The sequence below is a fragment of the Candidatus Villigracilis saccharophilus genome, from assembly GCF_016711665.1.
Genome location: NZ_JADJSO010000064.1, coordinates 1 through 22,207, shown reverse-complemented (window position 1 = coordinate 22,207; position 22,207 = coordinate 1). Strand labels below are relative to the sequence as shown.

The 22,207-nt window shown below is 51.3% G+C and carries 20 protein-coding genes; 14 read left to right on the top strand and 6 right to left on the bottom strand.

What is annotated here, in order from left to right:
- Positions 1–13: 13 nt before the first annotated feature.
- Positions 14–931 (top strand): branched-chain amino acid transaminase, encoded by a 918-nt coding sequence (locus IPL17_RS20125; RefSeq protein WP_345308875.1) that lies wholly within the window; start codon positions 14–16, stop codon positions 929–931.
- Positions 932–1,000: 69 nt separating this feature from the next.
- Here IPL17_RS20125 and IPL17_RS20120 read toward each other — a convergent pair whose 3' ends face one another.
- The 6 genes from IPL17_RS20120 to IPL17_RS20095 all read right to left on the bottom strand — a co-directional run bounded on the left by IPL17_RS20120 (position 1,001) and on the right by IPL17_RS20095 (position 7,687).
- On the bottom strand, positions 1,001–1,738 hold the full coding sequence (locus tag IPL17_RS20120; protein ID WP_345308874.1) for a hypothetical protein: 738 nt from the start codon (positions 1,736–1,738) through the stop codon (positions 1,001–1,003).
- Between the two features lie 38 nt (positions 1,739–1,776).
- A complete protein-coding gene (locus tag IPL17_RS20115; protein WP_345308873.1) occupies positions 1,777–2,634 on the bottom strand; it encodes a SurA N-terminal domain-containing protein in 858 nt (285 codons plus the stop codon).
- A gap of 140 nt (positions 2,635–2,774) precedes the next feature.
- The gene (gene groL / locus IPL17_RS20110; protein ID WP_345308872.1) at positions 2,775–4,439 is read right to left on the bottom strand and encodes a chaperonin GroEL; all 1,665 of its coding nucleotides are present in this window, start codon (positions 4,437–4,439) and stop codon (positions 2,775–2,777) included.
- A 32-nt stretch (positions 4,440–4,471) separates the two neighbouring features.
- A complete protein-coding gene (groES, locus tag IPL17_RS20105) occupies positions 4,472–4,768 on the bottom strand; it encodes a co-chaperone GroES (RefSeq protein ID WP_345308871.1) in 297 nt (98 codons plus the stop codon).
- Between the two features lie 205 nt (positions 4,769–4,973).
- A complete protein-coding gene (locus IPL17_RS20100) occupies positions 4,974–6,425 on the bottom strand; it encodes a tetratricopeptide repeat protein (RefSeq protein WP_345308870.1) in 1,452 nt (483 codons plus the stop codon).
- A complete protein-coding gene (locus IPL17_RS20095; RefSeq protein WP_345308869.1) occupies positions 6,422–7,687 on the bottom strand; it encodes a tetratricopeptide repeat protein in 1,266 nt (421 codons plus the stop codon). Before IPL17_RS20095 ends, IPL17_RS20100 begins: the two co-directional genes overlap by 4 nt.
- A 133-nt stretch (positions 7,688–7,820) precedes the next feature.
- Between IPL17_RS20095 and trmD the strand changes: the two genes are divergently transcribed.
- From trmD to queG, 13 genes are all read left to right on the top strand, one after another.
- Positions 7,821–8,588 (top strand): tRNA (guanosine(37)-N1)-methyltransferase TrmD, encoded by a 768-nt coding sequence (gene trmD, locus IPL17_RS20090; RefSeq protein WP_345308868.1) that lies wholly within the window; start codon positions 7,821–7,823, stop codon positions 8,586–8,588.
- 66 nt (positions 8,589–8,654) lie between these two features.
- On the top strand, positions 8,655–9,929 hold the full coding sequence (locus IPL17_RS20085; RefSeq protein WP_345308867.1) for an MFS transporter: 1,275 nt from the start codon (positions 8,655–8,657) through the stop codon (positions 9,927–9,929).
- Between the two features lie 47 nt (positions 9,930–9,976).
- Positions 9,977–10,990 (top strand): BMP family ABC transporter substrate-binding protein, encoded by a 1,014-nt coding sequence (locus IPL17_RS20080; protein WP_345308866.1) that lies wholly within the window; start codon positions 9,977–9,979, stop codon positions 10,988–10,990.
- A 110-nt stretch (positions 10,991–11,100) separates the two neighbouring features.
- Positions 11,101–12,171 carry a BMP family ABC transporter substrate-binding protein gene (locus IPL17_RS20075; RefSeq protein ID WP_345308865.1) on the top strand — a complete coding sequence of 357 codons (1,071 nt, stop codon included), beginning with the start codon at positions 11,101–11,103 and terminating at the stop codon, positions 12,169–12,171.
- Between the two features lie 162 nt (positions 12,172–12,333).
- Positions 12,334–13,461 (top strand): ABC transporter permease, encoded by a 1,128-nt coding sequence (locus tag IPL17_RS20070; RefSeq protein ID WP_345308864.1) that lies wholly within the window; start codon positions 12,334–12,336, stop codon positions 13,459–13,461.
- 9 nt (positions 13,462–13,470) lie between these two features.
- Entirely contained in the window at positions 13,471–14,583 is a 1,113-nt protein-coding gene (locus IPL17_RS20065; protein WP_345308863.1) for an ABC transporter permease, read from the top strand.
- Between the two features lie 9 nt (positions 14,584–14,592).
- Positions 14,593–16,125, top strand: coding sequence for an ABC transporter ATP-binding protein (locus IPL17_RS20060; protein ID WP_345308862.1), 1,533 nt, complete (start codon positions 14,593–14,595; stop codon positions 16,123–16,125).
- Positions 16,126–16,270: 145 nt separating this feature from the next.
- On the top strand, positions 16,271–17,227 hold the full coding sequence (locus tag IPL17_RS20055) for an NBR1-Ig-like domain-containing protein (protein WP_345308861.1): 957 nt from the start codon (positions 16,271–16,273) through the stop codon (positions 17,225–17,227).
- A gap of 95 nt (positions 17,228–17,322) precedes the next feature.
- On the top strand, positions 17,323–18,270 hold the full coding sequence (locus IPL17_RS20050; RefSeq protein ID WP_345308860.1) for an NBR1-Ig-like domain-containing protein: 948 nt from the start codon (positions 17,323–17,325) through the stop codon (positions 18,268–18,270).
- Positions 18,271–18,392: 122 nt separating this feature from the next.
- Positions 18,393–19,646 carry an NBR1-Ig-like domain-containing protein gene (locus IPL17_RS20045; protein ID WP_345308859.1) on the top strand — a complete coding sequence of 418 codons (1,254 nt, stop codon included), beginning with the start codon at positions 18,393–18,395 and terminating at the stop codon, positions 19,644–19,646.
- A 39-nt stretch (positions 19,647–19,685) separates the two neighbouring features.
- On the top strand, positions 19,686–20,408 hold the full coding sequence (locus IPL17_RS20040; RefSeq protein WP_345308858.1) for an NBR1-Ig-like domain-containing protein: 723 nt from the start codon (positions 19,686–19,688) through the stop codon (positions 20,406–20,408).
- Between the two features lie 16 nt (positions 20,409–20,424).
- Complete coding sequence (locus IPL17_RS20035) at positions 20,425–21,045, top strand: NBR1-Ig-like domain-containing protein (RefSeq protein WP_345308857.1); 621 nt, start codon at positions 20,425–20,427, stop codon at positions 21,043–21,045.
- Positions 21,046–21,048: 3 nt separating this feature from the next.
- Positions 21,049–22,080 carry a tRNA epoxyqueuosine(34) reductase QueG gene (queG, locus tag IPL17_RS20030; RefSeq protein WP_345308856.1) on the top strand — a complete coding sequence of 344 codons (1,032 nt, stop codon included), beginning with the start codon at positions 21,049–21,051 and terminating at the stop codon, positions 22,078–22,080.
- Positions 22,081–22,207 lie beyond the last annotated feature (127 nt).

The following is a 22,207-nucleotide window of genomic DNA, read 5'->3' as shown; positions in this document are numbered from 1 at the left end:
GCCGGAGGTGCAAGTGGATCTTTCTAAGCACGCCTTCTTTGAGGGAAAGATTGTCCCTTTAAGCGAAGCGAAAATTAATATAGCCACACATGGCTTTTTATACGGGACTGCTGTGTTCAGCGGAATGCGCGCATACTGGAACGAAGAAAAGGGCCGACTCTTTGTTTTTCGTCCCTACGATCATTATCACCGCCTTTTAAATTCGGCGCGCATGATGGCAATGAACATCCCGTATGATGAAGCAGGGTTGATCCAGATCACACTCGATCTTTTGCGGACAGACAATTGGCAGGAGGATATCTACCTGCGCCCCACCATCTACAAAGCGGACATGGGCATTGGCGTCCGACTGCATGATCTGCGCGATGAATTTTCGATGTTCGTGATGGCTTTTGAGAAATATGTAAAGAACGACGCGGGCGCGCACCTGACCTTTTCATCCTGGCGGCGTATTGATGACAACGTCATCCCTGCGCGCGGCAAGATAGCCGGGGCTTATGCAAACTCAGCCTTAATAAAAACAGATGCGAACCGCGCAGGCTTTGACGAAGCGATTGTGCTTGACAGCAACGGGCATGTGTCTGAAGGCTCGGCAATGAATATCTTTATGATGCGTGACGGGGTTTTGGTCACACCGCCTTCCACGGATAACATCCTTGAAGGCATCACCCGCCGCAGTGTCATGGAACTGGCTCGTAATGAACTCGGGATTGAAGTGGTGGAGCGTTCGATCGACCGAACCGAGGTGTTCATCGCGGAAGAATTATTCATGACCGGCACAGCCGCCCAAATTGTCGCCGCGACCAAAGTGGACTACCGCCCCATCGGCAGCGGCATGATGGGACCGGTCACAGAAAAATTACGCGCGTTGTTCGACGATGTTGTCCGCGCAAAACATCCGAAATATAAAGATTGGAACCTGGAAGTTTAAGACACGCTGGGAAAACAAAAAAATCCGACGCACATTGCGTCGGATTTTTTATATCTCATTTTTTTAAACTCACGGATTCTTCTTGAAACGCACCAGCACCAAATTCTTGGAACAATCGTTAAAGGTGTCAATATAAATATTATTGGATAAAGGCAGTCCAGCCTGATCGAGGATCTGAATATATAGTTCGCCTGTGGAGGAGATCGGAACCGTACCCAGGAAGAATTCAAAACCAGATTTGCCGTAAGCGGGAGCGATACTGCTGACCGTCAATTCATTCTTTGCTTTTCGGTTGTAGACACCCACCAGACGGATCGTCATTCTTAGCATATCCGCATTATTAGAGTCTACAATCGTTCCCCCGATCCCTTGCCAGTTACAAGCTGAATCCGGGTGGATAATGGTACTATCGATGTAAGTCACGGTAGCGGAGAAGGGAGCTTTCGGTGTGGGTGTTATCGTGGGAGTCTTTGTCGGAGGAACAAGAGAGAAAGGTGTGGGCGAAGGCTCCAAAGTGAAGGTCGGCAGCAGAGTCGGTGTCTCAGTCACATCCTCAAGAGTTGGCGTCCAGGTTGGTTCCAAAACTATGGGGGTGATCGTTTCTGTTGGAATCACATTCGGATCAAATACATCCAGCGGAGGAAATGGATTTAAACGGGAGGTGGGAAAGAGGAATAGCCACACAAAATATATACCAATACCAACCGTAATCAGAAGTGTGACAATACTCAACACATCCCACAGCTCAAGCCTGGATCTTTTCTTTGGGGCGGATTTTTCTTCGTAGTTGTAATCATATTTGCTCATTATGAAACTCCAAACAATCACTGATATTAATTAATTTCCTACGGGGTCAAAATAATATCGCCTTGCAAACGTTTGTCAACAAGCCAGTTTTTGACTGCCATCTCCTGGACGATCAACAATGCATCGGGGGTAAGCACATGTTCGGCACGGTCAAGAGCCTTGAAAATATGAAAGCCGGCATCAGTTGCGATCACGTCACTATACAAGCCCGTCTGCAAGGCAAAGACCGCTTCCTCAGCCTTTGCATCCAGCAAATAACCGCGCGGTACCCAGCCTAACTCACCAAGTGTAATGGAATCATAGAACGCGGCAAGTTCATTAAAATCGGCGCCATTGTTTAATTGTTCCAATGCGTTGCGCGCATCCGCCTCATTATAGGTCAAAATCTGGCGCAGGTGAATTTGTTCCATGGATGTTGGCACATCCGCAATGATTTTGTCACGCATCCATGCCGCTTCGGCCGCGCGTTTCAACGCAATGCGGAAGGAAACATCGTCATACCCATGAGAGGACTGCCACGCCGATAAAGCCTCCGTCCCGCCAATATCCGCCGCAAGCGCATCCACTCTTGACTGCAGGTCTGATTCTGTCAAATTGAAATTTGCTTCCCTTGCGGCTTGCGCCAACAAGACCTGGGCGATCATATCTTCGAGCACAACTTTATTCGCTTCTTCATCCGTGATCGTAATTCCAAGCGCAGTTTGCGCCGATTTATAACGGTCGAGTTCAGCTTGAAATTCTGCTACGGTAATATCGACTCCATTTACAGTCGCAACTGAAGGCACGGGAGTGGCAGTAGGAGGTAAAGGGGTAGCAGTCGGAGGCTGGAGAGTGGGCGTACTCGAGGCCAGGGAGGAAGCGCAGGCGCTTACCCCCAAAGCAAGAATAAATATCATCAGAAGACTTCGGAGGTGTCTTATGACATCCGAAGTCTTTTTTAAATAGGTGTGTGAAAACATCGTCGAAATTATACCAACTTAAAATATTCGAGGCAGGTCTGAGACCTGCCTCGAACAAATACTTTTGGTAGGAGGATTTAGTAATCCATACCGCCCATACCACCACCAGGAGGCATGGCAGGAGCGTTTTCCTTCGCAGGCACGTCGGTGATCAACACATCAGTGGTGAGGATCATCGCGGCGATGGAAGCAGCGTTCTCAAGAGCGCCACGCACAACCTTGACCGGGTCGATGACGCCAGCTTTGATCATGTCGGTGTATTCGCCAGTGAGCACGTTGTAGCCGATGTTTGTGTTCTTCTTCTCGGCCGCAGTGCGGCGGACGGTGTCAATGATGACCGAGCCATCCTGTCCAGCATTTGAAGCCAGTTTGCGGATCGGGGCTTCGAGCGCTTTCTTGACAATGTTGATGCCGACCTTGATTTCTTCGTTCTCGTCTTCGGCGTGTGCCTTGGCGAGTTTGTCAAGTTTGTTGGCAGCATTGATGAGGGAGATTTCGCCACCAGGGACGATGCCTTCTTCGACAGCGGCGCGGGCGGCTGAGAGGGCATCTTCAACGCGGTGCTTCTTCTCTTTCATTTCAGTTTCGGTCGCGGCGCCTACGCGGATGATGGCAACACCACCGCTGAGCTTGGCAAGACGTTCCTGAAGTTTTTCCTTGTCGTAATCGCTGGTGCTCTTGTCGATCTCGATGCGGATTTCCTTGATGCGGGCTTCGATATCACCCTTCTTGCCTTTGCCGCCGATAATGGTGGTGTTCTCTTTGTCAGAGACAACCTTCTCAGCGCGGCCGAGATCCTGCACGGTGGCGGTTTCGAGCTTGCGGCCGGTCTCTTCCGAGATGACCTGTCCACCGGTCAGGGCGGCGATGTCCTGAAGCATGGCCTTGCGGCGATCACCAAAGCCAGGGGCTTTGATGGCGAGCACATTGAGCATGCCGCGGATCTTGTTCAGGATGAGGGTGGCAATCGCTTCGCCGTCAATATCTTCAGCGATGATGACGAGTTCGCGCTTGCCGAGCTGGACGAGTTTCTCGAGCAAAGGAACGATGTCCTGTGCGGCGGAAATCTTCTTGTCATAGACCAGGACATAGGCGTCGTTGATCTGGGCTTCCATCTGGTCGCCGTTGGTGATGAAGTAGGGCGAGATGTAACCGCGGTCGAACTGCATACCTTCGACGAATTCGGTTTCGAACTGCATGGTCTTGGATTCTTCAACGGTGATGACGCCGTCTTTGCCGACCTTGTCCATCACGTCTGCGATCAATTCGCCAACTTCAACATCAGCAGCGGAGTTGGTTGCCACGGAGGCAATTTCTTCGCGGGTATCGATCTTTGTGGAATTCTTCTTGAGTTCGATCACGATGGTTTCGGTGGCAAGCTCAATACCCTTCTTGAGGAGCATTGGGTTGTAACCGGCTTCGAGAGCCTTTAAACCTTCGGTGACGATGGCATAAGCCAAAACGGTGGAGGTGGTTGTACCATCACCGGCGATATCATTGGTCTTCTGGGCGGCTTCCTTAAGTAGCTGAGCGCCCATGTTCTCAAACGGATCTTCGAGTTCAATTTCTTTCGCGACGGAAACACCGTCGTGAGTGATGGTGGGGGAGCCGAACTTGCGGTCGATTGCAACATTGCGGCCTTTCGGTCCAAGGGTTGCGGAAACAGCATTCGCAACAACAGTCATGCCGTTCTTAAGCTTGCGGCGGGCATCTTCTGAAAATATAATTTGTTTAGCAGCCATAGTAATACTTCCTTAATTTGTGTAGTTTGGGATTAACCGACAATACCGAGAAGATCACTCTCGCGCATGATGAGCAATTTCTTGCCATCCATTTTGACTTCGGTGCCAGAGTATTTGGCGAAGAGTACGATATCGCCAACTTTCACATCCATGGCAACGCGTTCGCCCTTGTCATTGCGGTCACCAGGGCCGGCGGCCAATACTTTACCCTGCTGGGGTTTTTCTTTTGCGGTTTCGGGCAGGACGATTCCACCAGCGGTAATCTCTTCCTGTTCAACTGTCTCGATGAGCACACGAGCGCCCAAAGGTTTGAATGATGTTTTTGCCATTTCTTGTCTCCTATAATGGATTTGGGGTTATTTTTTTAATAATCACGTTTTTAGCACTCAACAAGCCCGAGTGCTAATTCAATATTACCTACTTCTACAGGCAGCGTCAAGGGGATTGTATAAATTCTTACAAAACTCTGATGCGTTTGGAAAGAAATGAACCTGGCCTGGTGAGATTTACGTTCCCCCATCTGTACAATCTACACTATGGAGCAGCCGTTGGTGTACCGCCCGTCGCTGCTGGGTCACCCGTGGCTGCTGGCGCTTCAATATCGCTGCAAATATTGCGTACGACAACGATATCCGCGGCAATATTGGGGTCGTTGTCATATTCCGAGGCTTCGATCTCGGCAGCGACAGCCAACGCTTCTTCGCAATAGTTTTTCTTGGGAGTGCTCAACGCTGCCAATTCAGAGGCATAAATATCATAATAATAGACCGTAACCCCGTTGAGCGGAAGCCCCACCACATCTGCCTTGACATCATTCGGGCCGCAATCTCCACGCGCAGGGCAGGATTTTTCCGCACTACACCCGCGCACAGCGCACTCAAGCGCCAGGATGCCAGTTTCATAATTGCGGTTCTTGTGATACAGCACACCCAACTCGCCATAAAACTCGGCTTTATCGGGCTGGAATTCGATCGTTCTTTGCACATTACGAATGGCAATAAAAAACTGCCCCATCTGCGAATACGTTTTTGCGATCGAAATATATGGAACAGGGTCTTTGATATTCAATTGTGTATTGATACGCGCTGCCTGCGAAAAATATTCAAGCGACTTTTCATATAGCTGGGTCTGAACTTCTTCATTGGGACTGTCAAATGCAAGGCGGCGGTAATTGGCTCCGGCGTAAAGATGAAGAAATGTCAGGTTTGGCGCAATTTCAATGGCTCGGTCATAGGCTTCAATTGCAAGCGCGTACTCGCCCAAAGACTCCATCACATACGCATTAACACGATGCACATCCATCAATGAAGCATCATTGGCGAGGGCTTTCTCAATATTTTGCTGCGCCTGTGTCCATTTTTGCTGATCAACCAAAATCTCAGCCGAGAATGCCAGTGCAAGGGTGTTGGAGTTATCCAACTGCAAAGCGCGCGCAGCCTCATTCTCCGCCTCAGCCAATAATTTTTGAATGGCGCGCGGATCTGTAACCAGAATCGAATTGGCATTCCAATCCAACGCAAACGCATGGATGGCATGCGCATAACTGTCATCAGGAGCAAGCGCAACTGCCTTTTGAGCAGATTCAAGCGCTTCAGCAAGACGCGCTTTTCTTTCTTCAAGATTTACAAGCATGGCTGAGGAATACGTTTGCACACGCGCAAGCTGCGCCCAGACCTGTGCATTATTAGGATCGACCTTTACGGCTTGAAGATAAGCACTGATGGCGCCGGTTGAGATAACAACTCCATTTTCATCTTTTATGTCTTCCAATTGACCCGATGTAAATTGAGCATCACCTTCCAACGCATAGGATTCCGCAAAGCGTGTGGGCGTGGCGGTCGGCAGGAATAACGGTTTTACGTCCCCCATCTGTACAGAGCGGATCAACCATATCCCGCCAAGGATCAAAACGATCCAGAAGAACATGCGATACACATTGAACTCGTCACGACGGCGGAACAAACTGCGTTTCTGATAAATGTTCATGGTGCGGGGGTGGGAGTACCCGTCGCTGTAAGAACAGGCTCGGGCGACACTGGAAGCGGCTCGGGAGTTTGGATAAGATTTTCCTGACACCGGGTGATGATCGCATTGGCATTTTCCGCGGTCACTTCATTGTCAGGAATCCGCCCGAGTAAGGTCTGCGCGATCTGCAAAGCTTCGCCGCATCGATTCAAACGCGAGAGTGAGAAACCATATATGGAATAATATTCCACAACACGCGGAGAGTTGGGAGCAAGGTTGATCGCGTCCAATTGCAGGCCTTCTTCAGTCAAGCCGCCATTAACGACATAGCCTAATTCTGCGACAGATTCCTCAAAGTAGGCATTGTGATAGTACATGACGCCAAGATTACCGCGCAGGTTTGTATCCGACGGGTTATCGCTGACAGCGGACTCGGCATGCTGCATGGCCTGGGCATATTTACCGATCGTAGCATAAGTGCGCGAGAGCAAGAGATCCGGCATGGGATCTTCCGGATTAAGCGCATTGGCATCTGTGAAAGCTGAAATCGCCTCATCATAAATACCAAGAATACGATAATTGCGTCCAAGCGCGAGATAAAGATCGGCGATCTTACCGTTTACTTTTAACGCCTCTTCGTATTCGCGAATGGCTTCTTCATAATTGCCGGTATTTTCCAAAATATACCCGCGTGCGCGGCGCGTTTCCAACGCATTGGGATCCAACGCAATGGCGACATTTGATTCTTCAATGGCTTTTTCAACCGCATCAACGGGACCGACATCGTTAGAAGAAGCATCTACAAGGATCTCGACGTAATACGCATGGGCAATGGCGTTGTTCGGATCCAATTCGAGAGCGCGGGTAATACTGGATAAAGCCTCAGTATATTTTCCCTGAAAATCCAGCGCCCATGCCAGGACGGCATGCGCCATGGAATTATCGTTATTCAACAACAAGGCGCTTTCCGCGCTGGCTTGCGCCTCTTTATATTGACCAGCAAAAACCTGTACCCGCGCCAGCGCCACATACACGGCCGGGTCGTTCGGATTGGACACAATCGCCTGGTTATAGGATGCGATCGCAGGGATCAATTTGCCCTGTTTGAAATATTCCTGCGCCTCGGTGATGAACGATTCCGGCGCGCGCGTGGGCGTCGGTGAGGGAACACCAAATTGCGGCTGGTTCGGAATGACAAATCGATTTAGATACGCCCCGCCAAGCACCAACAAACTTAAGATGATAATCCGGAACCAGTTGGGGCGCTTGCGCCTGCGGTTCATACTCCATTTACTGCCTTTTAAATACATGTAATCATATTACCATTTTTTGGAAAACACAGTCAAGCAAGGCTTTCGATCTCTCATTTGCCTCTCACATCAATATGTTCAAAATTTTTTATGCTAAAATCCATCCATGCAATTTGATGTCTTCACCCTTTTGCCTGAAGTTTTCCCCTCCTACCTTGAAACCAGCATTATCAAACGCGCCCGTGAAAGGGACCTGATCCATGTGCGCGTCCACAATATCCGCGATTACACACACGACAAACATCACACCACTGACGATACTCCCTACGGCGGCGGCGGCGGGATGGTGATGAAGCCCGAGCCGGTCTTCGAAGCCCTAGAAACTGTTTTAGGATTAAACCCCGATTCCCCTACGGGGACTTCGCCGACTGCATCGAACATCCCGATCATTCTGCTCACCCCGCAGGGACGCGTCTTCAACCAAAGCATCGCCCAGGAATTTTCTCAGCATCCGCACATCGCCCTGGTATGCGGACGCTACGAAGGCATTGACGAACGCATCCGCGAACATCTCGTTACAGACGAGATCTCCATTGGAGATTATGTGCTGACAGGCGGAGAACTTCCCGCGCTGATCCTGATCGACGCCATCGCGAGACTCCTGCCCGATGTACTGGGCGACCCGACCGGCGCGCAGGATGACTCACACGCCACGGGCTTGCTGGAATACCCGCACTACACACGCCCGCCGGAATTCCGCGGCTGGAAAACACCCGACATACTACTGACAGGCGACCATGCAAAAATAGACAGGTGGCGCCGAGAACAATCGCTATTAAGAACATTTAACAAAAGACCAGACATGCTCGAGAAAGTAGAATTGAATAAACAAGACAGAAAGTTTATCGAAAGTCTAAAGTCAAAAGTCGAATAACCTTTGAAATTCGACTTTTGACTTTTTTTGAACTTTGACCTTCAACACATTAAACGCGGAGGAAATATGGCAACAAAATTCAGCTACGGAAAGATCTTCCTGCTCGGCTTTGGATTTTTTGGCGCAAGTATGATCTGGGGCGTGTACAACGCGTTCGTTCCCATTTTTCTCGCGGATAAATTTCACCTCTCCCCGATCCTGATCGGCTTCTTTATGACCCTCGATAATATCGCGGCGTTATTCATCCAGCCGCCCGTCGGAGCCTGGTCGGACCGGTTACGCACACCCATTGGGCGGCGTATCCCATTTCTCCTCGTTGGCGCGCCGATCACCGCCTTCGCATTTGGGCTGATCCCGATCGCTTCGGTGCTTCCCATCTTCGTGGCATGTACCAGCACCATGCTGTTGAGCGCCGCGCTATGGCGCACGCCGGTTGTAGCGCTCATGCCCGACATCACGCCCTCTGAAAATCGTTCACAAGCCAACGGCATCATCAACTTTATGGGCGGCATTGGCACGATCATAGCCCTGCAAACAGGCGGGGTGTTATATAAGATCAATCCGAATTTCCCATTCTGGCTTGGCTCGGGACTTGTCATCGCGGCGGCATTGGTTGTATTTTTCTTTGTGAAGGAACCACAGAATTATTCAGAAACCGAAGTGCAGCCCGGCGTTTGGGCAAGCCTGCGCGAATTGATCAACAGTCAGGAAAAAAGCGGTATCCGCATTCTGATGGCGATCTTCTTCTGGTTCATCGGCTTCTCTGCTGTGGACACCTTCTTCACACTCTACGCGAAAAACCATCTGGGATTACCTGAAGGGGATGGAGCTACATTATTATCCGTGCTTCCATTATTCTTTGTATTGTTCGCAATCCCGTCCGGATATGTTGCAGGCAAAATTGGGCGGCGTCTCACCATCTCGATCGGGCTGGGAATGATCACCGTCATACTGGTCTTGTTATACATCACGCCAGCCAGCGCCTTGTTGATGAAGATCGCGCCGCTGCCCTTGGTGGGTATTCCGCTCGTCGAAGGCGGTCCGCGCATGTTGACACTCGCGGGTGTGATGCTTATCTTCGCGGGCATTGCCTGGGCATTTGTCAACATCAATTCCCTGCCCATGATCGTGGACCTGACCAGCGCCGCACGTATCGGCACGTTCACCGGGTTGTATTATTTGTTTTCCACCTTCTCTGCCATCGTCGGTCCGAACCTGAATGGTTTTGCGATCCAACTTACGAACAACAACTACAACGTCATCATGTTGATCGCGCCTGTATTCATGCTCATCTCGTTATGGTTGATGCTCGGTGTGAAACGCGGTGAGGCAACACATTAATAAGACCTGACAGGTTTTCAATGAGACGTCAAACGATTCAAGTCAAAATGAAAAAACCTGTCAGGTCTGTACTTATTCTTCTGGCGATTGCATTGTCAGGCGTTTCCGCCTGCATGCGATCGTCAGATTGTTTTAGTGAAGAAGTTTTCTGCGCGGCGCTGGTGACAGACACGCTTGGCATTGAAGACCACGGCGTCAATCAAGATACATGGGCTGGAATGGAAGAATCCAAAGCAAATGGACTCGTTGACCAGATCGAATATATAGAATCTGTAGACACACGCGATTACGAAAAGAATATCAGTTACTTTGCTGAAAGAGGATTCGACGTGATCTTCACCACAGGGGTCGGCCTGCGCGATGAAACGCTGCGTTCCGCTGACCGTTATGCGGATTCGGTTTTTGTTGGCATGAATCAACCCCAGGAAGAAACCCGCCCAAACCTCATCCCTGTCACATATGCTGAAGATCAAATGGGATTTCTAGCGGGAGTATTGGCGGCGCGCATTACACAAACGCAGATCGTCGGGGCGGTGTGCGAAACTTCCGGCATAGATTCAATGTGGAGATACTGCGAAGGCTTCCGCGCGGGCGTGAAATACGCAGACAAAAATATCAAAGCACAGGTTATCTATAACGAGAATGGGGATAGTGAAAAATTATTCATTGATGAAGCCTGGGGATTTGAAACCGGGCAGACATTAATTCAACGCGGCGCGGATGTGATATTTGCTGCCGGCGGAACAACGGGTCAGGGCGCGCTGAGGGCGGCGGTTGAAGCGGACGTGCATGCCATTGGAACAGAGCGTGACCAGGCTGAGTTTTTTGGGAACTCAAGATCAAGTGTAGTCACCTCTGTTTTGGGCAGTAACAGCTTCGAAGCGCAGAATATGATCCGCTTGCTGAGGGACGGGAATATCAATGAGTTGAGACCAGGTCAAATTAAGTACATGCCCCTTGATCAGAAATTCCCGCAAAGTTTGGCGCAGGAATTGGACGCTTTGCTTTTGGCGCTTTTAAATGGGGAAATCATGACGAATGTAACCATTTCCAAGCCTTAACAATGTGCGGACTTGCACAATAAAAATTAAGGATTTATACTTGCAAAGTCGTAAGGTTCCTGCCGAAAATGGCAGCAGCCGTAAAACCCTTACTCTTCTAGGAGAAGAAAATGAAAAAACTGTATTTTGTTATGGCTTTGTTGATCGTCGCTTCGATGGTCCTCACAGCTTGCGGTGCCAGCGCACCCACTGCAGAAGACTGCACAAAGGCAGAAGTCTTCTGCGTAGGTCTCGTAACCGATGTAGGCAAGATCAATGACAAGTCCTTCAACCAGTCTGCATGGGAAGGCGTTCAGAAGTCCAATACCGACGGCGTGGCGGATGTGGTCCAATTCATTGAGACCGCCGATGCCAAGGATTATGCCAAGAACATCAGCACCTTTGCTGACGCCGGCTACGATGCGATCGTGACCGTTGGTTTTGGTCTTGGTGAAGCAACCGGCGCAGCGGCTCTGGCCTACCCCAATATTAAGTTCATTGGCGTAGATCAGTTCCTTGCCTGGGAATACGATACCGATGCGGCCAACGATGTTGCCAACCACACCGGCCTTAACTTCCCCGAAGATAACGCCGGCTTCCTCGTGGGCGCTCTCGCCGCGATGATGTCTGAGAGCGGCAAGATCGGCGCCGTTTGCGGTACCGATGTCGTTCCTCCAGTTTGGCGCTTTGGTGAAGGCTACAAAGCCGGCGCCGCTTATGCAGATGGCGTCAAAGGCACAACCACTGAAGTATTCGTTGTGTACCACAGCGATGTGGGCTTCGACAAGACCTTCACCGATCCGGAATGGGGCGCTCAGACCGCCAAGTCCATGATGGATCAGGGTGCGGATTCGATCTTCGGTTGTGGTGGTTTGACCGGTAACGGTGCAGTCACCGCCGCCGCCCAGGCTGGTGCTTATGGCATCGGCGTGGACACCGACCAATATCTGACATTGACCGAAGCTGCTCCCCGCATGCTCTCCAGCGCGATGAAGATGATCACCCCCGGTGTTGCCGATCTGATCGTCAAAGCCAAAGACGGCTCCATCAAGGGCGGCAACGCTTTTGGTTCAGCTGGTTATGCTCCTTTCCACGATCTTGACAGCAAAGTTCCTGCCGATGTCAAAGCTGAAATGGAAAAGATCAACGCTGGTCTGCTCGATGGTTCCATCAAGACCAATGTTCCTCCTGTGAAGCCTTAATTTTCAACTTCGCATGATATTAAAGGGAAAGAGACTTGCGTCTCTTTCCCTTTTTGATTTAATCCAATATCAACCAGAATTTTCGCCAACGACTTTCACATGGAACAAAGGACTTGTTTGATATAATCGCACTACAATTCACAAGTTCCACTGGAGCGAAGGATGCAATCAGAAAAGCAGTCAAATTCGCCGATCAAAAAAATATTACAGTCCATTTCAGATGCAAGTCTTGTTCCATTTCTTGCCATTCTGACCGCTGTAGTACTTGGCGGCCTTATCATCAGCTTTGTAGGCGGAGATCCATTTTTAGCCTATAAGGGTTTGCTCCAGGGTTCGTTTGGTTCGACAAAAGCCTTGAGCGAAACAGCCGTGTGGGCAACTCCGTATATTTTTGCAGGATTGGCAGTAGCGCTGGCATTTAAAGGCGGATTGTTCAACATTGGAGCGGAAGGGCAATTGGCGGTTGGCGCTGTTTTTTCAGCATTGATCGGCTACGCCCTGCCGGAGTGGCTGGGCTTTGATCTGCCGATCTTTATTCATCTGCCATTGGCCATCTTCGTTGGCATGTTGACCGGTGGAATTTGGGCGGCGATTGTCGGGGCGTTAAAAGCATATACGGGCGGGCATGAAGTCATCAACACGATCATGATGAATTACATCGCTTTGAACACGACATCGTTCCTGCTGAACGGCGTGATGAAAGACAGGAGTCCCACCAATGTGATCGCCCGCACCCCGCTGATCGCAGAGAGCGCGCGCCTGCCAGCCATCTTCGACGGGCTGCGCATCCACTGGGGTTTTGTGCTGGCGCTGCTGGTGGCGTTCCTCATCTGGTGGCTGCTTAACAAAACGACACTCGGCTTTGAGATCCGCACCGTGGGATTGAACCCGGACGCGGCGCAATACGCAGGCATTAACGTCAAGCGTACGATCATCATTACCATGCTGCTTTCAGGCATGCTGGCGGGTTTGGCGGGATCGATCGAAGTAACAGGTTTGAATTATCGTCACGAACTCGGTTTTTCAGTCGGATATGGTTTTGACGCCATTGCAATTGCCCTGCTCGGCAAATCGCATCCGCTGGGAATTGTGCTGGCTTCCTTCCTTTTTGCAGCCATGCGCAACGGCGCGACCCGCATGCAATTCCTGACCCAAATGCCAGTGGACTTGATCTCCATGATCCAGGCGCTGATCCTGCTCTTTGTAGCGGCAGATGCCATTGTGCGGTACATCTACCGCATCAAATCCAAGGGCGAACGCGTCGTACTCACCCGCGGCTGGGGAGGCTAGGAGACAGACATGGACTGGAAACGATTTGGTTTTATTGCACTGATTATTACCGTTCTCTTTGGTGTGGTTGTCATGGTCGGACAGGTAAAACAACCGCCCTTGTTGATCATCACCAGCATGCTGGCTACAACCATTGCCGTGGCAACACCATTGACCCTTGGCGCACTTTCCGGCGTATATTGTGAACGCGCCGGCGTCGTCAACATTGGCATTGAAGGCATGATGCTGACCGCAGCCTTCTTTGGCTGGCTGGGCGCGATCTATATGTTCCATATCTTCGGTTTTGCGGCAGGCATCAGTATCGCGCTCGGCGTGTTTTTTGCGATCATCACCGGCGGATTGATGGCACTGCTGCACGCGATGCTCTCCATTACTTTTAAAGTGGACCAGATCATCGGCGGTACAGTCATTAATATTCTTGCCATCGGCTTAACAGGCTTTTTAAATCGACAATTATTCTTTGGAAAAGGCAGCGTCTTTGGCGGGAGCGTTCCCAGTTCCCCGGGCGTTTTACCGACCATTCACATTCCCATTACAGAATTATTCACCTCGATCTGCGGATCTTCTGAAGTGTGTTTACAAAATGTGCAGGCGATCAATCGTGTCTTTGATCAAAAGCCGATCGCGATGGGCGCCATCCTGCTGGTATTCCTCTCCCACTACATTTTATTCAACACACGCTGGGGTCTGCGCACTCGGGCGGTCGGTGAACACCCCAAAGCCGCAGACACAGTCGGTATCAATGTTTCGAAAATGCGTTACGCCAACGTAGTCATCGGCGGCATGTTCGCCGGGCTGGCAGGCGCATACTTCACGATCGAGTCTGTCCCATCCTTTGAGCCTTTGCTGACGAACGGACGCGGTTTTATTTCACTCGCCGCGATGATCTTCGGTAACTGGACTCCCATTGGCGCATGGGCGGCCGCGCTTGTATTTGGCGCATCACAAGCCCTGCTGATCAATATGCAGATATATCGCGATGTCATTCCGCCAAACTGGGCATTCCTGCAGGAATCCTATATCGTCGGGCTCACTCCCTATATCCTTACCATGTTCATCCTAACGGGCATTATCGGCAAGACCACCCCGCCCGCCGCAGATGGCGTTCCATACGAGAAATAGGAGACCGCCATGACTGAACCCAATATCGTCCTTGAAGCCAAAGGCATCACCAAACAATTTCCCGGCGTGCTCGCCAACGACAACGTTAACTTCGATCTTCGCAAAGGCGAGATCCATGCCTTGCTCGGAGAGAACGGAGCCGGCAAAAGCACATTGATGAATCTGTTGTACGGACTGCACAATCCCGATAAAGGCGAGATCAAAGTCAACGGAAAGACTGCCACGATCCTTTCGCCAAACGACTCGATCGCACTTGGCATCGGCATGGTGCATCAGCACTTCATGCTCATCCCGGTCTTTACCGTTGCGGAAAATGTCATGCTCGGCGATGAAACTGTCAAAAACGGTTCTCTTGACCGCGCGACTGTCGCGGCGAAAATAAATGAAATATCCAAGCAATACGGACTCGATGTCGACCCGAACGCCCTGGTGGGTCCCCTGCCAGTCGGCATTCAACAACGCGTTGAGATCGTAAAAACCCTGTATCGCAATGCAGAGATCGTCATCCTGGATGAGCCGACCGCAGTGCTGACTCCGCAGGAAGCTGAAGACCTCTTCCGCATTATGCGTGACTTGACCGCGCGCGGCGTTTCGATCATCTTCATCACACACAAATTAAAAGAAGTTCTTGCTGTGGCAGACCGCATCACGGTCATGCGCGCGGGACGTGTGATCAACACAGTCAACCCCGCTGAGACCGATTCAGCTCAATTAGCCAACATGATGGTAGGTCGTCAGGTCATTCTGACCGTGGACAAGGAAGATCACGAAGCGGCGACTGAGATCCTGAAAGTAGAAGGTCTATCCGTCCGAGACCAACGCGACCTGGAAACAGTACACAATGTCTCGTTCACAGTGCGCGGCGGCGAAGTGCTTGGGATCGCGGGCGTGCAGGGCAACGGACAGACCGAACTTTCAGAGGCATTAACCGGCCTGCGTTCCCCCACCGCTGGAAAAGTAACCATTGACGGGAAAGACCTGACCGGTAAACCGCCGCGGGTCATTACCGAAGCCGGTCTCGGGCACATCCCAGAAGACCGCCAGCGGCACGGACTGGTGCTCTCCTACAGCGTCGCGGATAATATGGCATTGTGTGATTATTACCGCGCACCATTCAGTTCACGCGGAGTCATTCAACCCAAAGCCCTCGATGAAAATGCGCGTAAATTGATCAGCGCCTTCGATGTGCGCACACCCTCTCCGTTCGTAAATGCCGGCAAACTCTCCGGCGGCAACCAGCAAAAGGTGATCGTGGCGCGCGAACTCAGCCGCGGAAATGTAAAACTTGTCATCGCGAACCAGCCCACCCGCGGTCTGGACGTCGGCTCGATCGAATACATCCACAGCGAGATCATCAAAATGCGCGACCGCGGCGTGGCAGTCCTGCTCATCTCCGCTGAACTGGACGAGATCATGGCGCTCTCAGACCGCATCGCAGTCATGTACCGCGGTCAGATCGTGGCGGTTGTCGAAGCGAAGAAAACCACCCGCGAACAACTCGGCTTATGGATGGCTGGCGCGCACGTGGAAACGGCGCAATAACAGATACCCCTCGCTCTCAACTCAAAACCAACCCGACTCAAACAGGAACTCTCGCAGTTCCTGTTTTTATTTCCTAAGAAAAGCGGGGGATCGCTTGAACCCTGACCTGCGGTAAAATACTTTCACTACGAAGGAGAAGAAAATCATGAAATCAAAATTACGCCTTTTTAACCTGTTGATCATTATTGCTTTATTTCTGAGTGCGTGTAATTTGCCAGCAAAAATAGATCAAGAAGAACAAATGAGTCAGACCGCTGTTGCGCAAACCGTCGAGGCGCTGTTAAGCGCCACACCTGCGGGCGGAGCTGCCCCGATCCCGAGCGTCACACCGCTCCCCTCAATTCCGACACTTACCCCGATCCCGGTGGTTATCAATACAAACACCCCAGCCGCGACCCCTACAACCAACTGCAACGTGGCTCAGTTCATTACAGATGTTACCATCCCTGACGGGACCGTCATGACGCCCAGCCAGGCTTTCACCAAAAAATGGCGCATCAAGAATATTGGATCCTGTGTCTGGAATGGTTTCTCGCTGGTATTTGACAGCGGCGACGCGATGAGCGGCCCCGCCACAAAACCGATCAGCGCCTTAAACCCGGGTCAGGAAGTGGACCTTGAAGTTGCCCTTACCGCGCCCGCGACAGCCGGCAACTATCGCGGATATTGGCGCATCGTAACCAATGGGAGCGTCCTCGTCCCGATCGTCAACGGCAGCGGGGGTAAAACTTTCTATGTGGATATAAAAGTACAGAGTCCGGCGACCGCGACAAATACCTCCGCGCCTGCGTTCACGGTTACCAGTGTCACCTACGTACTCAGCACATGGAACGATGCAGGCCACACCAACTGTCCCCGGGTTACAGCCAACATCACGACTAACGCGGCCGGCACTGTCAACTATACATGGAAAACTTCAAGCGGTACCAATTCTCCCGCGAACTTATCCTTTGCAGCAGCAGGCACCCAGTCCATTAATTACGATTGGGCGCTGGGATCAGTCTGGAATGGAACGGCTAGTTTTGTAGGGATCTATGTTAACACCCCCAACAATCAAGATTTTGGAAAATTAGACTTTACAATAGCCTGTACAGTCCCATAATTTATTAAATTAGTATCCATTAATAGAGAGCGCCCGGGTTTTCCGGGCGCTTCCCTTTAACAGTATAATCATTTACATAATATGAAAGGAAAAAAATGTTCAAAAATATAAAATACATATTCTTCACCTCGATCGTAATCTCAGCACTGCTCCTGACAGCCTGTGGAGCGGAAAGCACCCAGGAAGCAACCATTCAGACTGCGGTTGCGCAAACAGTCGCGGCACAAAACGCAGGACAGATCCAGAACACAGAAACACCCCCCGCGCCGACAGAGCCTGCTGTCCCAACGCCCGCACAGTCCTCCCCGACGCCGCTGGCCGGGGTTGCGACCGCGACACAGCCGCTGAATAATGCCGCAAGCTTCGAATGCGGAAAAGCGAGCTTGACAAGCGAGACTGTCGTGGATGGAACCATTTTCAAGCCGGGCGTGCAATTCACAAAGACCTGGCAGATCACCAATACAAGCACCTGCGTTTGGGATACAAACTATAAGATCGTATTCTTTTCCGGTGACCTGTTGGGCGGCGGATATGTTTACAATCTCCCGCGCGTTACAGGACCCGGACAAACAGTGCCCATTGAACTGGTATTAACCGCCCCCGCAACCGACGGAGAATATACTTCCGAATGGAAGCTGCAAACACCCGATGATTATATGTTCGGTGTCGGACCCTATAATTCACCGTTCTATACAAAGATCGTCGTCTCGTCCGCGGAAAAGCCCGCATACTCAGTCACATCGATCGTCTCCAGCGTTACCCGTGATCCATTAAGCGGTTGTCAGCCTGCCAACATCCTGGTAACCGTGTACGCCACCGTGAAAACCAACGGTCCGGTGGAGTTTACGTACTATTGGGAGCAAAGCGATGGCAACGGTTCGAATCAGAAAAAAGTTTCCATCGCGTCTGCAACGACGCAGACCTTCGCCCGTGAATGGAAATTTGGGCGCACAAACACCCAGGGTCCGAAGTGGATCTCCTTTATAGTCACAAGTCCCACACAAATGGAACAACGTCAGGATTTTGTTTTCGAGTGTAAGTAGCGTATTCCCCCAGAATCCAGCATAAAGAGAGGTTGGCTAAGGCCCGCCTCTCTTTTGATTCAATGGAACCATTCCCGCCCTCCGCTCGTCTTTAATTACTGGAACACACGAACGGAGGAACCATGTTATCTCGAAAATTAACCATAAATCTTTCACTTTTTATTATCTTTCTGGCTCAAATGGCTTGCAATGTTCCATCAAACTCAGCAACGCCGGATACATTTGCCACATTAAACGGACTTTATACCGCATCTGCCCAAACACTTGAAGCCGCCGGCACCCAACCGGTTGTCACAGCCACTCCCGGATTGCCTCAGCCAACCGCCTCAATGAGCGGATCTGCCTCAGCAACGAAAATACCTGTTTCGCAGACAGCAGTCCCCTTGTCCAGGTGTGATGCGGCGAAATTCGTCAGCGACGTAACATTCCCGGACGGCAGTCTGGTCACACGGAACAATACATTCACCAAAGTATGGCGTATTCAAAATATCGGCACCTGCTCATGGACTCCTTCCTACGCGCTAGTCTTTACCAGCGGCGATCAGATGAGCGGACCGGCCGTGGCAACGCTGCCCGGTAATGTAAACCCCGGAGACACTGTGGAAATTCAGGTAACTCTGACGGCGCCCAATAAGGATGGGAAGTATCGCGGCTACTGGAAGTTGCGTAACGCTGCGGGCGTATTGTTCGGCATCGGCAGTCAGGCTGACACAGCGTTTTGGGTGGATGTAAAGGTAGCCAGCGGATCCGCCCACATTGCTTATGACTTTGCCGCGAATTATTGCAGCGCCGGTTGGGCAAATGGCAGCGACGCGCTGGGATGCCCTGGAACAGACGGTGATATCAACGGCTTTGTCCTCAAACTCAACCAGCCTGTCATGGAAAATGGCGTAAAGCAGAGTGACCCCGGTCTGCTGATGTCTCCACAAGACAAGAGAAATGGCGTCATCAGCGGGCAGTACCCCGCCTTCACAGTTCAGGCGGGCGATCGATTCCGAGCGCTGGCAGGTTGTCAGTACAATTCAAAGAAATGCGACGTGGTCTTCCGCCTCGATTACAAGGTGGATGGGCAGACGAAAACACTTGGAAGCTGGCACGAAGTGTACGAGGGCAATTTCTACGCCATTGACCTTGACTTGAATGCACTGGCAGGACAGACCGTGAAGTTCATCCTGGCTATGGAAGCGAACGGCGGAAATAATAATGACAACGCCATCTGGCTAAACCCGCTAATTCTACGTCAGGGGACCCCGCCGCCTACGTTTACCCCCACCTTTACACCCACCGTTACCCCAACTTTCTCAGCCACACCTACGAATACGGTCACGGCCACCCCGACGCAGACCGCCACACCAACCAATACGTCAGTTCCGTAGGTGCGTTATAATAAAGTAACTATTTTCGGAGGTACTACCATGAAATTCAGTAAGTCACGTTGGCTGGTAAGCACGCTAATGCTGGCAGTTATTTTAAGCTCATGCACACTGGGCGCAACCCCTGCACCGACAGAAGATGTTGGGGCGATCCAAACCCAGGCATACAGTATCGTACTAACCCAGGTCGCCATGCAACAGACCCAAACAGCGCTGGCAGTTCCCTCTCCCCTGCCAACAAATACCCTTGCGCCCCTGCCTTCCCCGACATTGGGAGTACTCCCTACATTTGCGCCTGTAGGCGGTTTTGGCACACCGGCTCCTTTCAACACGCAGCCCCCTGGTTTCACTCCACTGGCCTCCCCGATTCCCACACTGGGTATCGTTTCAACGGTCACCACAAAAAATGGCTGTAATGACGCGACATACATGGGAGAAACAGCTCCGCTGGACAAGGCGGTGGTGGCAGCCGAAAAGAACTTCTCCAAAGGCTGGACGCTCTTCAATACAGGTACATGCACATGGGATGAGGGCTACTCCTTTACCTTTATGCCTGCTCTTTCCAGCCCGGAGGTGAAGGGCTATAACATTGTCCTCAAAGCCAATGCTCCTGAAGACTATACTGCGCCTCAACACAGCCAGACATTCATTGTAAAATTAACTGCGCCAAAGACCCCGGGAGAATACAAGGGGTATTGGAAGATGACGGATGAAGCAGGAGCCTTCTTTGGCCCGCTCGTATACGTCTGGTTCGTTGTCCAATAACAAAAGAGAGGTAATAATGAAAACCAAACTAGCTATCCTCACAGCAGCTTGTCTATTAATTCTCTCAGCCTGTGCTCCAGCCACACCAATCGAGCCGACTCCGGATGTTTCCGCGATACGCACATCCGCGGCGTCCACGGTAGTGGCAGAGTTGACACTTACAGCTGCGGCATTTACTCCCACCCCGCTTCCGCCGACAGAAACGCCAATACCTGAACCGCTGGCAACAGAAACCCCAACGGCCGCCTTTACAACGGATCCGACCCAGATTGCGCTCGGCACACCGGGCCAGTTATGCGACGACACTTCCTTTGACAACGCCACTGTGGATGTCACCATTCTTGACGGCACACAAATGACCCCGGGCCAGGAGTTCGTAAAGACCTGGAAGATCAAGAATACAGGGATCTGCTCATGGGGTGATGGCTACGGATTGATCTATGCCGGCTACGCGGAAAAAATGGATGGACAGCCGGTTCCGCTGGGCACGTTGGTCGAAGTCGGACAGGAAGTCGAAGTCTCGGTTAACTTCAAAGCGCCGATCAAAGTCGGCGAATACACCAGCGCATGGCAAATGGCGAACGCCAAAGGCATCCCATTCGGCAAAGCCATTTTTGTAAAGATCATCGTCAAGTAAAGAGTGACTGCCGCACTAAAACAGGCAATCAAGCAAAAAGCGCGCCAGCTGGGATTCATCCTAGCTGGCGTTACTTCTTTCGAGCCGCCCGCGCACTACAATATTTTTGAAGAATGGCTCGATCAAAACAAACACGGCACGATGAATTATCTTGCCGAAGAACGCAGCCGCATCCGCCGCGCCGACCCCAAACAAATCCTCCCCGAATGTAAATCCATTCTGGTGCTGGCAATGCCCTATACAAAGGCAGAAGGCAGAAGGCAGAAGGCAGAATTTCAAATTGCATCTTATGCACTGGGCGAAGATTATCATGATGTTATTCCCACGCGCCTGAAATTGATTGTTGAGTTCATCGAAGAACAGCTCGGTCACCCCATCCCCAACCGCTATTACACAGACACTGGTCCCATCCTCGAACGCGAACTTGCCCAACGCGCAGGTCTTGGCTGGATCGGAAAAAACTCCATGCTGATCAACCCCAGGGCAGGCTCGACTTTTTTTCTGGCTGAGATCCTGCTCGGCATCGAGCTCGAACCCGATGAAACGCTCATCACTGACCATTGCGGCACATGCACGCGCTGTATCCAGGCCTGTCCCACGCAATGCATCCTGCCCAACCGTACCCTCGACGCGCGCCGCTGCATCTCCTACCTCACCATCGAACTCAAAGAAGAAATCCCGGATGAATTAAGAGCGCTTACACAGGATTGGATTTTCGGATGCGACGTCTGTCAGCAGGTCTGCCCGTGGATCGATTCTCCCAAAAGGGCGACTCCTGCCTTCGAGCCGAAAATCCCGCTTCCGGTCTTAACCTCGGACCTGACTCTGACATCCGTTGAGTTTAATCAGCGCTTCAAGAAGAGTCCGCTCAAACGCGCCAAGCGGCGCGGATACTTACGCAATCTGGCAGTGGCTGTTGGGAACATGGGAAACAAAGATGATATTCCCATTTTGGAGCAGGCAGTAAAAGATGATGAGCCATTGGTCAGCGCGCATGCAAAATGGGCAAAAGAAAAATTGGACCGCGGATTTTAATCCGCCTCAACAAACGCAGACCGAAGTCTGCGCTCCGGGAAAATTAAAAATGAAAAAACTACTGATTGCAACCAACAACAAAGGCAAAGTTAAAGAATTTACAGGAACTGCTAAAAGATACAGGGCT